The following is a 14,192-nucleotide window of genomic DNA, read 5'->3' on the forward strand; positions in this document are numbered from 1 at the left end:
GAGATGCTGACAAAACGAATTATTCCATGCTTAGACGTGAAGGAAGGACGAGTTGTAAAAGGCATACAATTTGTTGGCTTGAGAGATGCTGGAGATCCGGTTGAGCTTGCTGCTTTTTACGACGAGCAAGGGGCAGACGAGCTTGTTTTCCTTGATATTTCTGCTTCTCATGAAGGTCACGAGACGATGATTGAAGTGGTTGAAGAAGTAGCCGGGAAACTAGCCATTCCTTTCACAGTTGGAGGAGGGATTCGTACACTTGCTGATATGAAGCGAGTGCTCCGTGCGGGAGCGGATAAGGTTTCCCTTAATACAGCAGCTGTTTTAAGACCGGAGTTAATTAAAGAAGGTGCTGACTTCTTTGGTGCTCAATGTATTGTCGTTGCGATTGATGCAAAATACGATCCAGAACTCAAATCCTGGCGTGTATACACACATGGAGGTCGAAAAGCAACCGAGTGGGAAGTATCTAAGTGGGCTAAGCATGCGGTCACACTTGGTGCAGGTGAGATATTACTCACGAGTATGGATCAAGACGGAGCGAAAACAGGGTTTGACCTTCCACTTCTTCAGAAAGTGAATGAAGCGGTAACTGTACCTGTCATTGCATCAGGCGGGGCAGGGGGGAAGGAACACTTTTTAGATGCTTTTAAGGAAGGACAGGCTGATGCCGCTCTTGCAGCGTCAATTTTTCATTATAAGGAAACATCTGTAGCAGAAGTGAAAAGCTATCTTAAAGAGGAAGGGCTGTCCATTCGATGAACATAGAAACGATTCAATTTGATGAAAAAGGTCTTGTGCCAGCCATTGTTCAAGATGCAGCAAGCAAAGAAGTATTAACTCTTGCTTACATGAATCAAGAATCACTAACAAAGTCACTTGAAACAAAAGAAACCTGGTTTTTCAGCCGTTCTAGACAAGAACTATGGCATAAAGGAGAAACCTCTGGAAACACGCAAAAAATCCAAGATATTCGGTACGATTGTGATCAAGATGCATTACTAGTGCTCGTGACACCTGAGGGCCCTGCATGTCATAAAGGTACGTATACTTGCTTCTCGTCTTCTTTAGAGAATCAAGAAGTAGCTGTTAATGAAACGGATTCAGTTGCCATTCTTTCCGAACTTGAACGAATCATTGCCCAAAGAGAAGTAGAACGACCAGAGGGTGCCTATACCACGTATTTATTTGAAAAGGGCGTCGACAAGATCCTTAAAAAAGTAGGCGAGGAATCAGCGGAAGTGATTATTGCAGCAAAGAATCGTGACCGCGAAGAGCTTACAAACGAAGCCGCCGATCTTTTGTATCACCTTTTTGTGTTACTCAGAGAACAGAAGGTGTCGTTTAGTGAAGTCACCGATATCTTAAAGGCTCGATCATAAATAAGATAAGAGAGCGTACGCCCCATAAGGAGTGTACGCTCTCTAGTTATTATTCAACTCTTCCAGAGTTAGAAGAGCTTGAATTTGATTTTTTGCTTTCAAATTCTTCACGAGTGTAGACATCGTCTACATTCATATTAAACTCAACAAGCTCAAGTCCTGTCATGTTATGAATGTTTTTGCTTACACTTTCTTTTACTTCGCGGTAGATACTAGGGATATTTTTACCGTATTCCACATAGACTTCAATGTCGATTGCAACTTGTTTTTCGCCAACATCAGCATGAATTCCTTTTGTAATCTTTTCATCCCCTCCAAATGTTTCTCTCACTCCTTGGAAAAGGTTCCCGCTCATTCCTAGAATCCCCGATACTTCATTTGTAGCAAGTGCAGTGATTTTTTTGATGACTTCATCATCATACGTTAATTTTTCACGATTTGTTTGTTCTGATGATTGTTGTTCTTGTTCTTTCTGTAATTGTGCTGCTGTTTTTTCAGTTGATTTTACGTTCGTTTCCATATCTCGCATCTCCCTTTTTATTAATCTCTTCGACTGAATAATGCTTGGATGTAGGTACTTACATCTAAGTCCCCATCAATCCACTTACCTATTAAGTAACCAATCAAAACAAAAATAGCAACGGCTACTGTATAGCCAAAGCCAATCGTCAAATATAATATACTAAAGACGATGGCGATAAGTAATCCTAGAATGCGCCCACGATAGCGCATGAAAGTTTCCGGATTCATTACGCTTCCTCCTTATATGACGCGTTCCTGTTTTTTTGAAGTATAGGGTTCATTTTCAATCGCAATTTTTACTTCTTTTACAGGAATCTCTAGCCACTTCTCAAGTTCTGTTTTTATTGTTTCTTGAAGTTTTTTTGCATTTTCTTGTACTGGACTTGTCCCAAACGGAGTATAACGGACATTGACCAAAACCTGTTGAGACTTTGATAAAATATTCGCATCAACTTTAACAGATCGTAGCCCATCAAATCTTCTAATAATTGTTAGCACTGTAGATTCAATCGATGCTTTAGATATGCCGATGACTCCGATATCTGTAGGTGCAACATACTTAGAATGCGATGAACGTTTCATTGAAAATGCTTGAATTAAAAAGATTAGGGATAACAATCCGATGAAGCTCAAAATCCCAATAATAATCCAAAACCCTTCATTCGCTTGTTGAGCAGTTAGCCAAGCATCAATAGGATTGTACGTGTCTGTTACAGTTAACAAGACACTTGCTGTTAAAAGAAGTGTGAGAAAAGCATAAATGCCTAAAACAAATCGAATGAACAGATTCACACGTTCGCATCCTTTCTGTATAAAGCAAATCACATCTCAAGGATAGCAGGATAGCTTTATTTATTTGTGTCGAATCTTGAGAGGGTGCACCATCTCTGACCTTTATATTCCACCACTTTAAAAAACCGAAACATGGAAATTATTGTGGGAATAAAGGGCAAGCTTCAAACAATTATAGACTCTGGAAAGAATCTTCGTTTAATTGTCATGCAATCCGTGCGCTTCTCTCCCATTTTTCATACAGATGATGTATACTGGGAAAGCACATAGAAGACATCTGGAGGGAAAGCAGTCTATATGGATGTATCGGTTTATCGAAAAAAACATACCAATGTAATCCCATTCCTACAAAATGGAGATTACTTCTTTCATAGAGGCATCGATGCCTATAAAAAAAAGAATCTAAAGCGTGCCGTGACATTGTTTGAACGCGCGGTTAAGCTGACAGATAAAGAACCTGTTTTTCAAATTCAATTAGCTGCTGTATTATCAGAGCTTAGTGAATATGAGCGTTCAAATGATATTCTTCGTGATGTGTTAGCTGTGACGAAGGATTATCCTGAATGCTACTTTTTTATGGCCAATAACTATGCTTATTTAGGTCAATTTTTGTTAGCGGAGCAATCGGTGAAAACCTATCTAAAGGAGACTACAGCTGAATCTCGCCTTGAAGGTGCTGAGGAGTTACTGGAAATGCTTAAGGAAGAGGAACTCGCAATGGAGGATGAGTCAGAAGAGATTGAAAGTCTGATTTCTGGCCATACTACTGCTGGATCTTTTCTAAAGCAAAACAAGCCCGAACAGGCCATTCCTGTATTAAAAGAAATGGTAGAGGATTATCCAAGCTGTTGGGCAGCCTTTAATCATTTAGCCGAAGCGTACTTCAGATCAGGTCAAATTGGTAAAGCTTTTTCGATCTCTAAGCATGTGCTTACTGAGGACAAAGGCAACTTATTTGCCTTATGTAATCTTGCTCTATTTAATCAGGAGCTCGGTGAAATAAATGAAGCTAAATCCTACGCGAAAGTTCTTTCTCAGGTTTACCCGATGGATACAGATCATTACTTAAAATTAGCGCGAGTTCTGTGTGCGTTGGGTGAGTATCAGGAAGCAGAGAGACGATTAGCAGAAGTGGATACATTAACCTTCGATCTTGATCCAGAGCTGTACGATTGCCTTGGTGTTGCCCAATTCCAACTCGGAAAACAGGAACGAGCGATTACTTTATGGAAAAAGGCAATCAAAAAGGGACATACTGAAACAGAGGAAAGATTAGCAGATCTCGCTCGTTCAGATACAAGCGAAGTAAGCTTCCGTCTATGGCCACAGAGTATATGAGCAGATCAATAGACAGTTTACAGTGATTTGGATACGATAGACACACATACGTTCTAACGTGTATTTTAGGAGGGTACGGACCATGAGTGAAGAAACCATTTATGATGTCATTATTGCCGGAGCAGGTCCTGCAGGAATGACTGCAGCTGTATATACATCTCGTGCACAATTAAGCACATTAATGCTTGAACGAGGTGTTCCAGGTGGGCAAATGGCTAATACAGAAGAAGTTGAAAACTATCCTGGTTTTGATCATATTTTAGGACCAGATCTTTCAACAAAAATGTTCGAGCATGCAAAGAAATTCGGTGCTGAATATGCATATGGAGATATTAAGGAAATTATAGATGAAGGCGACACTAAACGAGTGATTGCGGGATCAAAAGAATACCACGCTCGTGCTGTGATCGTTACCACAGGTGCGGAATACAAGAAAATTGGCGTGCCTGGTGAAAAAGAGCTTGGAGGACGCGGTGTATCCTACTGTGCAGTTTGTGATGGAGCATTCTTCAAAAATCGCGAACTTGTTGTAGTAGGTGGTGGAGACTCTGCTGTGGAAGAAGCGGTTTATTTAACGCGATTCGCTTCAAAGGTAACCGTGATTCACCGTCGTGATGAGTTACGCGCTCAAAAGATCTTACAACAACGTGCATTTGATAATGATAAAGTCGAATTCATCTGGAACCATGTAGTCACTGAGATCGATGAAGAAGGCGGCAAAGTTGGAAGTGTCAAACTGAAAAATACAAAAACAGATGAAGTCTCTGAGTTCAAAACAGATGGCGTATTCATTTACATTGGCTTGCTTCCACTTAATGAAAGTGTGAAGAACTTAGGTATCTTGAATGAAGAAGGATACATTGTAACTAATGAAGAGATGGAAACAAAAATCCCTGGTATTTTTGCAGCTGGAGATGTACGTGAGAAATCTCTTCGTCAAATTGTAACGGCAACTGGTGATGGAAGTGTTGCAGCGCAAAATGTGCAACATTACATCGAAAGTCTTGCTGAAAAAGTCAATCCGTGACGAATTGCCAAACTGTTGTATAAAAAGTAGTCAAAAAGACGGTATGGATTAGTCAATTTTTAAAAAAGGACTAACCCTGAAACCCTTGCGCGCCAAGGGTTTCGTAATTCCTTCTTAATCATTCTGTAACAGTCATGAAATATATTACTGTTACAATATGTTTAAGTAATTGACCCCCTTTTTATATATCTTTAGCACGAGCTTTCAAAGCTCGTGCCCTTTTTTTTGTCAAATCCTTTAATTCGTCCCTTGAATAATTGTAGCAGTCCTAAAATAAATGTATACTTATGATGTATAGACAATGAGGTGATCGAATTGCAAAGGGTTACAAATTGCGTACTTGTAACAAATGATCAAGTACTTCTTCTCCAAAAGCCAAGTCGAGGCTGGTGGGTCGCTCCAGGAGGGAAAATGGAATCTGGAGAATCCATTAAAGAATCGTCCACAAGAGAAATTAGGGAAGAAACAGGCTTATCCGTCAGTCATCCAGAATTAAATGGTGTATACACCATTGTAATAGAAGAAAACAATGAAACACTCTCAGAGTGGATGTTGTTTACATTTAAAGCAGAAGCCTATTCAGGAACCTTGCTCGAGCAATCTCCTGAAGGGGAATTAAAATGGTGGCCTTGCGAAGAGGTGGCTCATTTGCCAATGGCAGAGGGAGACAAGTTCATCATTGAACATGCCTTAAACGGTCAAGGCGTTCAATATGGCACGTTTTACTATACACCGGATTATAAGCTATTACGGTCGCGCCTAGACCCTTCTGCACAACCGAAGCCAGAATAGAAAAGGGTGTTAATGAATGGGAGAGACAGAACAAACCATTGAGATTGTCATAATTACGGGAATGTCAGGAGCGGGGAAAACCGTTGCTGTTCAGAGCTTTGAGGATTTAGGTTATTTCTGTGTAGATAATCTTCCTCCTGCATTGCTCCCGAAGTTCATGGATCTAGTAGAAGGAGCTAGTGGAAAGATGAACAAAGTAGCGCTTGTCATGGACTTACGTGGGCAGCGTTTCTTTGATCATTTATTTGAAGCGGTTGATCAGTTAAGTAACAGCCATATGAAACCAGCCGTTCAAATTTTGTTTCTTGAATCAAAAGATAACAAGCTGGTACAGCGATATAAGGAATCGAGAAGAACCCATCCTTTAGCTAAAAATGGCTTGCCTCTTGAAGGCATCCGTCTTGAAAGAGAGATGCTTGAAGAGTTAAAAGGTCGTGCTCAATTGATTATTGATACGACAGATTTAAAGCCAGTAGAATTACGTGATCGCCTTATTCAGCGTTTCTCTTCTAATGCTAGGCAATCATTTTCCATTCAGCTTTTATCGTTTGGTTTTAAGTATGGGATCCCGATTGACGCAGACCTCGTATTTGATGTTCGATTCCTGCCAAACCCACACTATATTGAGCATATGCGTCCGCAAACAGGTTTAGATGAAGAAGTTTCATCCTATGTACTCAAGTGGTCTGAAACCCAACAGTTTGTGGATAAATTAACTGATCTGCTTGATTTTATGCTTCCTCAATACAAAAGAGAGGGCAAAAGCCAAGTTGTGATTGGCATCGGCTGTACAGGTGGTCAGCACCGTTCCGTCACACTAGTAGAGCATTTCGCTAAACAATTTGAGGCGGATTATGAGGTTCATGCAAGCCACCGTGATATCGCTAAGCGAAAGGTCCTTAACCTGTGAGTAAGAATGTGGTTGTCATAGGGGGAGGTACTGGTTTATCGGTTCTATTACGTGGTCTCAAAACATTCCCAGTTAATATCACAGCCATTGTAACCGTAGCTGATGATGGAGGGAGTTCAGGGATTTTACGCAAAGAACTAGATATTCCACCACCAGGAGACGTGCGAAACGTATTAACTGCTTTAGCTGAAGTGGAACCATTGGTTGAAGAGCTGTTTCAGCATCGGTTTGAAAACGGAAGTGGGTTATCAGGACATTCATTAGGAAACTTGCTTCTTGCTGGAATGACATCCATTACTGGAGATTTTCATCAAGGCATTGTTGCTGTGAGTCGAGTACTAAATGTACGCGGAACGGTTCTTCCAGCTGCGAATCAAAGTATCGTCCTTCATGCAGAGATGGAAGATGGTTCAATTGTAACGGGCGAATCAAAAATTCCTAAGGCCCGTAAGCCGATAAAGCGAGTCTTTTTAACACCTGAAGTCATTGAGCCTTTACCTGAAAGTCTTGAAGCAATTAAGAATGCAGACCTTATTGTGCTAGGTCCTGGCAGCTTATATACAAGTGTTCTACCGAATCTACTCGTACCTGGCATTGTTGAAGCGATTCGAGCATCTCAGGCACGGAAAATGTACATCTGCAATGCGATGACTCAATTGGGTGAAACAGATGGATATTCCGCTTCTGACCACTTAAACGGGTTGATCTCTCATTGTGGTCCACATTTAGTTGATGACATTTTGATAAATGGTTCAATCATTTCTCAAAACGTGCGAGCACGATATGAAGAGGAGATTGCATTTCCGGTTACGGTAGATCATGAACGCCTTCAAGACATGGGTGTCAATATTATCTGTGATGATTTTGTATTAGAGCAGGATGGCCAATTAAGACATAATGCGCAAATGGTATCAGAGGCCATTCTTCGATCAGGGAGCTTGGATGTGCCCCTGACTTAACTAAGATTCATCTGAAAGGGGGGGACAAAATGTCTTTTGCAGCTAAAGTAAAAAAAGAATTAACTCAGCTTGATCCCGCTACTCCACAAGCTTCAGCTGAGCTGGCTGCACTCGTTCGTATGAATGGTTCACTCTCGTTTGCAAGGCAGCAGGTTGGATTGGATATTACCACCGAGAATGCTGCAATTGCTAGGCGAATTTATACGCTTTTAAAACAATTGTTTCCGGAAATTTTTATTGAATTACTCGTTCGGAAAAAAATGAGGTTGAAAAAGAACAATGTCTATTTGGTAAGAGTATCACGAGGGGCAAAGCCTTTAATGGAAAAGTTAGGTATTATTGGCGAGGGGTTCACACTGATTCGTTCAGTCGCGCCTGAATTTCTTCATACGGAGCAGCGAAAGCGAGCATATATGAGGGGAGCTTTTTTAGCGGGTGGTTCGGTGAATCATCCGGAAACCTCGTCTTACCATTTAGAAATTTTCTCTTCATCAGAAGAACATAATCAATCGTTATGTGAATTAATGAACGAATATGGATTACGAGCTAAGCCACTTGAGCGGAAAAAAGGATTTATTGTTTACATTAAAGAAAGTGAAAAGATTACAGAGTTTTTAAGTATTATCGGTGCGCATCAGGCGTTACTTTACTTTGAAGACGTCCGAATACTTAAGGATATGAGAAACTCTGTGAATCGACTTGTCAATTGTGAAACAGCTAACCTTAATAAAACGGTTGGTGCAGCTCTTAGGCAAGTAGAGAATATCCGTTTGATTCAGCGGACGATTGGCTTGGACCAATTGCCACCGAAATTAAGGGACATTGCTACATTGCGATTGACTCATCAGGATGTGACGCTCAAAGAACTTGGGGACATGCTTGAGGGCGGAAAAGTAAGCAAATCTGGTATTAATCACAGATTAAAGAAGATTGATGAGATTGCCGAGAAGATACGATCAGGAGACATGATAAATAGCTGAATATACTTTAATCAAAGGGGGACTCGTTATGCTTAAGTCGGAAGTGAAGGTTGCCATTAAAGGAGGCTTGCAAGCAAGACCAGCAGCCATGTTTGTACAGGAAGCGAATCGTTTTACATCCGTTGTCAATATTGAGAAGGATGGAAAGGTAGCAAATGCAAAAAGCATCATGGGTATTATGAGCTTAGCCATTAGGCACAACGCAACAGTTGTGATTAGTACAGATGGACACGACGAACAAGAAGCATTAGATACGCTAGTTGATTATATTCAGAACGCTTAAGGGAAAAGCAGCCGTGTGGGCTGCTTTTTTTGTGCTGCTGTTAATGAGTGATAGAGCTGGGGATTTTGATGCTGTGCAATGAATTCGCTCCCGAGCTGGCCGACACGCTTTCCTAGGGAAGGCGTCGAACTAATTCCGGCTAGCGCCAGAATCATTTCAACCCTGCCTTTTTATCCCTAAGGAGTCGGTCGGCCATCCCGTCCGCTTGGTATGGAGGTTCTGAGATAACTGGATGTGCAGAAAATCGGTATACGTGCTCAAAAAACGATAGAATGCGCAAAAAAACGGTGTACGTGCTCAAAAAACGGTAAAATGCGCAAAAAAGCAGGGTGCGTGCTCAAAAAGCTGTGGAATGCGCAACGATAGAACCATCTGATACGATGTTAGCTCACCTAAAACTCTAGGTCCTTTCATCTAGCGGACAGGATGGCTGACCTTGTCCCCCAGGAAAGCGTGTCAGCCATCCTGGTAGCGGGTTGTAGGGAGTAAACACAAGATCACATAACTAATCCCAGCACCAACATACGACCTGCCCACACAAAAAAGCAGCCTCAAAGGCTGCTTTTTCATCATTCTTATTTCTGATCAGCTGGAGAAGAGATGACTTGGTCAATTAGACCGTATTCTTTCGCACGTTCAGCAGTCATGAAGTTATCACGATCAGTATCACGAGAGATGATGTCAATGGATTGACCAGTGCGCTCTGATAGAATTTCGTTTAGCTTCTCACGCATTTCGATGATACGACGAGCGTGGATTTCAATATCAGATGCTTGACCTTGTGTTCCACCTAACGGCTGGTGAATCATAACTTCACTGTTAGGAAGAGCAAGTCGTTTTCCTTTTGCTCCGGCTGCGAGTAGGAATGAACCCATTGATGCAGCCATACCGATGCAGATTGTTGATACATCTGGTTTGATAAAGTTCATTGTGTCGTAGATTGCCATTCCAGCTGTGATGGAACCACCTGGGCTGTTAATGTAAAGGGAGATATCTTTATCTGGATCCTCCGCTTGTAGGAATAAAAGCTGTGCAACGATTGAGTTTGCTACGTTGTCGTCAATTGCACTTCCTAGCATGATGATACGATCTTTTAAAAGACGAGAGTAGATATCATACGCGCGCTCGCCGCGGTTTGTTTGTTCAATAACTGTAGGGATGAGATTCATGGATCATTCCTCCTGTGAAATGTAATTTAGATTCATTTTACTGTTTGTCAGCTCTTGCATTGCTGTTATGTACATCATACCTATTAGGTCAGAGAAGGTCAAATAAAAACCACTCTACACATATACATTCCCTATTCATTGCGTAAATCCTCTATTCATCATTTCCGTTTCTAAAAGAAGTTAAACCGCTTAAATATGAAAACTTTGTTTGGTATACTGTAAATAGGAGCAAACAGATGGGAGGCATGGTCATGGAGATTATTTACTACTCAAAAGATCATTGTTCATTATGTGAGAAAGGAAAGAAGGTGTTAGATCAATTAGGTCTTACCTATCGTACCCTCGATATTTATCAGGACGATGAATTACTAGAAACGTATATGTTTCGAATTCCTGTGGTGACGATTAATGGACAAGTTGCCGATGAAGGAATCCTTTCATACGATAAGTTAAACGATGCAATCCAGTCTACTAATCGAGCTCACAATTTATCAAATGAAAAAAACTAGGGTAAAAAACTTGTCATATTCGTGAACGATTGGTATGATGACCTTGTAGCAAACGTTTCGTATGCTTAAGTCGGGACATAAAATGTCATCGCGGGACGTTATCGGTCCCTATCCGAGGAAGAGGTGTTGCTAAATGTTGAGAAAGCTGGTCAATATCCAAAAACAGTTAGTACCTGATTTAGTAGAAACCATGCAGAAGCGATACAGAATGCTACAGTTTGTTCATCTTAAACAACCGATTGGACGAAGGTCGCTAGCAGTAAACCTTCAGCTTTCCGAACGAGTGGTTCGAGGTGAAGTCACCTTTCTGAAGGACCAACGCCTTATTTCATTTAATACGGCGGGAATGAGTTTAACAAGAGAAGGAGAAACTGTTCTTGTTCAGCTTGAGGAAATGATGAAAGAAATTCTCGGGTTACGTGCCCTTGAAACGGAGCTTGAACAAAAGCTTGGCGTGACAAAGGTTGTTATTGTGCCAGGAAATAGTGACGAAGAAGATTGGGTTAAGCAAGAAATGGGGCAGGCTTGTGTCCGTGAACTTAAATCAATCATTATTCCAAGCTCAGTTGTTGCAGTAATGGGTGGAACGACGCTTGCTGCTGTGGCACAAATGATGACACCTGATCCAAAGGTGAGTCAATCGATTTTTGTTCCAGCTAGAGGTGGACTCGGAGAACGAGTTGAAAATCAAGCCAACACCATTAGCGCGGAATTTGCTGATCGAGCGGGAGCTGAATACAGGCTCATGCATGTTCCAGATCAGTTAAGTGAGGAAGCATATTCTTCATTAGTACTTGAGCCTTCTGTTAAGGAAATTCTGGATTTAATTAAAACATCTCGAATTTTGCTTCACGGAATTGGTGATGCTACTAGAATGGCGGCGAGGCGAAGCTCAGAAGAACCGTTTATGAACAAACTAAAACGGGAACACGCAGTAGCAGAGGCCTTTGGTTATTATTTTAACCAAACAGGAGAGATCATTCACAAACAGCGAACGATTGGTCTTCAATTGGATGAGCTAGATGCAGGAAAGCATGTGATTTCTGTTGCAGGAGGCGCTTCTAAGGCAAACGCCATTGCAGCTTACATGAAGCATCGACCAAGTGATGTTCTCATTACAGATGAAGCTGCCGCTAGAGGGTTGCTTCACGATGAATAGGAAGAAAAGGGTTTTGCCCTTTTTGATAGATTAAGCTTTTTAATAGAAGTCAGGAGGAATTTAACATGGCAACAAAAATTGGTATTAACGGTTTTGGTCGTATTGGACGTAACGTATTCCGCACGGCTCTTAACAACCCTAACGTAGAGGTAGTAGCAATCAACGATTTAACGGATGCAAACATGCTTGCACATTTACTTAAGCATGACACGGTTCACGGTATCCTTGATGCTGACATTCAAGTAAAAGACAACTCTTTAGTTGTTAATGGTCAAGAAATCAAAGTTTCGGCTGAGCGTAACCCAGCTGAAATCGGATGGGATAAGCACGGAGTAGAAGTTGTAATCGAGTCTACTGGTTTCTTCACGAAGCGTGCTGACGCTGCGAAGCACATCGAAGCAGGAGCTAAAAAAGTAATCATCTCTGCACCAGCATCTGATGAGGATATCACAGTTGTTGTAGGTGTTAACGAAGACAAATACGATCCAGCAAGCCATGACGTTATCTCTAACGCATCTTGCACAACAAACTGCTTAGCACCATTCGCGAAAGTATTAAATGATCAATTTGGTATCCGTCGTGGACTTATGAACACTGTTCACTCTTACACGAATGACCAACAAATCCTTGATCTTCCGCACAAAGACTACCGTCGTGCGCGTGCTGCAGCTGAAAACATCATCCCAACTTCAACTGGAGCTGCTAAAGCAGTAGCATTAGTTCTTCCTGAACTTAAAGGTAAACTTAACGGAGCTGCAATGCGTGTTCCTACACCAAACGTATCTCTAGTAGACCTTGTGGTTGAACTTGATAAAGAAGTAACAGCTGAAGAAGTAAACGCTGCTCTTAAAGAAGCTGCTGAAGGTAACCTAAAAGGAATCCTTGGATACTCTGAAGATCCATTAGTATCTCAAGATTACAATGGTAACACTCATTCTTCTACAATCGACGCACTTTCTACAATGGTTATGGAAGGTAACATGGTTAAAGTTATCTCTTGGTATGATAACGAAACTGGTTTCTCAAACCGTGTCGTTGACTTAGTTGAATACATCGCTAGCAAAGGGCTATAATTAAGCGAGCGGAATAGAAGGGGAGGAGGGTCCAGAATCTGACTCCCCTTTCCGCTTGTCACAATATATGAATAGGAGGAGGTTCGTTATGAATAAACAAACCCTTCAAGACGTAACACTAACTGGGAAGCGCGTATTTGTGCGTGTAGATTTTAATGTTCCAATGAAAGACGGGGCGATCACGGATGAAACTCGTATTAAAGCGGCTCTTCCAACAATTAAGCACTTAGTAGACCAAGGGGCAAAAGTGATTCTTGCTAGTCACTTAGGACGTCCTAAAGGTGAAGTAGTTGAAGAACTTCGTCTTAAGCCAGTTGCAGATCGTTTATCTGAGCTTTTAGGTAAGCCAGTAGCAGCGAGTACTGAAGCTCGTGGCGAAGTAGCTGAAGCAGCTGTTAATAAGCTTGAGAATGGTGACATTCTATTGCTTGAAAACGTACGTTTCTATGCTGGTGAAGAGAAAAATGATGCTGAGCTTGCAAAAGAATTTGCTTCTCTAGCTGATTTTTATGTAAATGATGCATTTGGTGCAGCTCACCGTGCTCATGCTTCTACTGAAGGAATTGCAAAACACCTTCCTTCCGCAGCTGGTTTCTTAATGGAAAAAGAACTTGAAGTGCTTGGACAAGCTTTAACTGAGCCTAAGCGCCCATTCACAGCCATTATCGGTGGAGCTAAAGTAAAAGACAAGATTGGTGTTATTGACCATCTTCTTGATAAAGTAGACAATTTAATTATTGGTGGCGGACTTGCTTATACATTCGTAAAAGCATTAGGTCATGAAGTTGGATTATCTCTACTTGAAGAAGACAAAATCGATCTTGCTAAAACCTTCATGGAAAAAGCGAAGAAAAATGGCGTGAACTTCTATATGCCACAAGATGTACTAGTAGCTGATGATTTCTCAAATGATGCTAATACAAAAATTGTGCCAATTAGTGAAATTCCATCTGATTGGGAAGCATTAGATATTGGTCCAAAAACTCAAGATACATACAAGAGTGTGGTTTCTGAATCTGCGCTTGTAATCTGGAATGGACCTATGGGTGTGTTTGAAATTGAAGCATTCGCTAAAGGGACAAAGGCTGTAGCTACAGCTCTTGCAGATAGCTCTGAAACGTATTCCGTCATTGGTGGAGGAGATTCAGCTGCTGCTGTTGAAATGTTTGGACTGGCAGATAAGATGAGCCATATCTCTACTGGTGGAGGCGCGTCATTAGAGTTTATGGAAGGGAAAGACCTTCCAGGCGTTGTCGCTCTTTCAGATAAAGAGTAATTAATTACGAGAGGTGATGAA

General features: G+C 41.3%; 17 protein-coding genes. 13 read left to right on the forward strand and 4 right to left on the reverse strand.

Going from position 1 to position 14,192, the window contains the following annotated elements; all coding sequences use genetic code 11:
- Positions 1 to 3: 3 nt before the first annotated feature.
- Together hisF and hisIE are read left to right on the forward strand one after the other, a co-directional pair.
- The gene (gene hisF / locus JNO66_RS10850) at positions 4 to 762 is read left to right on the forward strand and encodes an imidazole glycerol phosphate synthase subunit HisF (protein WP_203088257.1); all 759 of its coding nucleotides are present in this window, start codon (positions 4 to 6) and stop codon (positions 760 to 762) included.
- Positions 759 to 1,382, forward strand: coding sequence for a bifunctional phosphoribosyl-AMP cyclohydrolase/phosphoribosyl-ATP diphosphatase HisIE (gene hisIE / locus JNO66_RS10855; protein WP_203088258.1), 624 nt, complete (start codon positions 759 to 761; stop codon positions 1,380 to 1,382). The genes hisF and hisIE overlap by 4 nt, the downstream gene beginning before the upstream one ends.
- Before the next feature lie 49 nt (positions 1,383 to 1,431).
- On the opposite strand, the gene JNO66_RS10860 is transcribed toward hisIE, so the two are convergent.
- From JNO66_RS10860 to amaP, 3 genes are read right to left on the reverse strand one after another with little or no spacing between them, the layout of a single operon-like run.
- A complete protein-coding gene (locus JNO66_RS10860; protein WP_203088259.1) occupies positions 1,432 to 1,902 on the reverse strand; it encodes an Asp23/Gls24 family envelope stress response protein in 471 nt (156 codons plus the stop codon).
- A gap of 20 nt (positions 1,903 to 1,922) precedes the next feature.
- Positions 1,923 to 2,132 (reverse strand): DUF2273 domain-containing protein, encoded by a 210-nt coding sequence (locus JNO66_RS10865; protein ID WP_203088260.1) that lies wholly within the window; start codon positions 2,130 to 2,132, stop codon positions 1,923 to 1,925.
- A 12-nt stretch (positions 2,133 to 2,144) separates the two neighbouring features.
- Positions 2,145 to 2,696 carry an alkaline shock response membrane anchor protein AmaP gene (gene amaP, locus JNO66_RS10870; RefSeq protein ID WP_203088261.1) on the reverse strand — a complete coding sequence of 184 codons (552 nt, stop codon included), beginning with the start codon at positions 2,694 to 2,696 and terminating at the stop codon, positions 2,145 to 2,147.
- A gap of 297 nt (positions 2,697 to 2,993) precedes the next feature.
- Here amaP and JNO66_RS10875 point away from each other — a divergent pair, with 297 nt between their 5' ends.
- The 7 genes from JNO66_RS10875 to JNO66_RS10905 all read left to right on the forward strand — a co-directional run bounded on the left by JNO66_RS10875 (position 2,994) and on the right by JNO66_RS10905 (position 8,985).
- Positions 2,994 to 4,034, forward strand: coding sequence for a tetratricopeptide repeat protein (locus tag JNO66_RS10875; protein WP_203088262.1), 1,041 nt, complete (start codon positions 2,994 to 2,996; stop codon positions 4,032 to 4,034).
- A gap of 82 nt (positions 4,035 to 4,116) precedes the next feature.
- On the forward strand, positions 4,117 to 5,061 hold the full coding sequence (gene trxB / locus JNO66_RS10880) for a thioredoxin-disulfide reductase (RefSeq protein ID WP_203088263.1): 945 nt from the start codon (positions 4,117 to 4,119) through the stop codon (positions 5,059 to 5,061).
- A 315-nt stretch (positions 5,062 to 5,376) separates the two neighbouring features.
- Positions 5,377 to 5,853 (forward strand): 8-oxo-dGTP diphosphatase, encoded by a 477-nt coding sequence (locus JNO66_RS10885; protein WP_203088264.1) that lies wholly within the window; start codon positions 5,377 to 5,379, stop codon positions 5,851 to 5,853.
- A gap of 16 nt (positions 5,854 to 5,869) precedes the next feature.
- The gene (gene rapZ / locus JNO66_RS10890) at positions 5,870 to 6,763 is read left to right on the forward strand and encodes an RNase adapter RapZ (RefSeq protein ID WP_203088265.1); all 894 of its coding nucleotides are present in this window, start codon (positions 5,870 to 5,872) and stop codon (positions 6,761 to 6,763) included.
- Positions 6,760 to 7,722: a gluconeogenesis factor YvcK family protein gene (locus JNO66_RS10895; RefSeq protein WP_203088266.1), complete on the forward strand. Its 963-nt coding sequence runs from the start codon at positions 6,760 to 6,762 to the stop codon at positions 7,720 to 7,722. Before rapZ ends, JNO66_RS10895 begins: the two co-directional genes overlap by 4 nt.
- A 29-nt stretch (positions 7,723 to 7,751) precedes the next feature.
- Positions 7,752 to 8,702 carry a DNA-binding protein WhiA gene (gene whiA / locus JNO66_RS10900; RefSeq protein ID WP_203088267.1) on the forward strand — a complete coding sequence of 317 codons (951 nt, stop codon included), beginning with the start codon at positions 7,752 to 7,754 and terminating at the stop codon, positions 8,700 to 8,702.
- Positions 8,703 to 8,730: 28 nt separating this feature from the next.
- The gene (locus tag JNO66_RS10905) at positions 8,731 to 8,985 is read left to right on the forward strand and encodes an HPr family phosphocarrier protein (RefSeq protein ID WP_203088268.1); all 255 of its coding nucleotides are present in this window, start codon (positions 8,731 to 8,733) and stop codon (positions 8,983 to 8,985) included.
- 575 nt (positions 8,986 to 9,560) lie between these two features.
- Here JNO66_RS10905 and clpP read toward each other — a convergent pair.
- A complete protein-coding gene (gene clpP, locus JNO66_RS10910) occupies positions 9,561 to 10,154 on the reverse strand; it encodes an ATP-dependent Clp endopeptidase proteolytic subunit ClpP (RefSeq protein ID WP_203088269.1) in 594 nt (197 codons plus the stop codon).
- A 251-nt stretch (positions 10,155 to 10,405) separates the two neighbouring features.
- Between clpP and JNO66_RS10915 the strand changes: the two genes are divergently transcribed.
- From JNO66_RS10915 to JNO66_RS10930, 4 genes are all read left to right on the forward strand, one after another.
- Positions 10,406 to 10,663, forward strand: a complete 258-nt coding sequence (locus JNO66_RS10915; RefSeq protein WP_246483230.1) for a glutaredoxin family protein — start codon at positions 10,406 to 10,408, stop codon at positions 10,661 to 10,663.
- A 136-nt stretch (positions 10,664 to 10,799) separates the two neighbouring features.
- Entirely contained in the window at positions 10,800 to 11,822 is a 1,023-nt protein-coding gene (locus JNO66_RS10920; RefSeq protein WP_203088442.1) for a sugar-binding transcriptional regulator, read from the forward strand.
- 65 nt (positions 11,823 to 11,887) lie between these two features.
- Entirely contained in the window at positions 11,888 to 12,895 is a 1,008-nt protein-coding gene (gap, locus tag JNO66_RS10925; protein WP_203088270.1) for a type I glyceraldehyde-3-phosphate dehydrogenase, read from the forward strand.
- Positions 12,896 to 12,983: 88 nt separating this feature from the next.
- Positions 12,984 to 14,171 carry a phosphoglycerate kinase gene (locus JNO66_RS10930; RefSeq protein ID WP_203088271.1) on the forward strand — a complete coding sequence of 396 codons (1,188 nt, stop codon included), beginning with the start codon at positions 12,984 to 12,986 and terminating at the stop codon, positions 14,169 to 14,171.
- Positions 14,172 to 14,192 lie beyond the last annotated feature (21 nt).

The organism is Alkalicoccobacillus gibsonii (genome assembly GCF_016798245.1).
In the GTDB taxonomy this organism is placed as follows: Bacteria; Bacillota; Bacilli; order Bacillales; family Bacillaceae_D; genus Alkalicoccobacillus; species Alkalicoccobacillus gibsonii.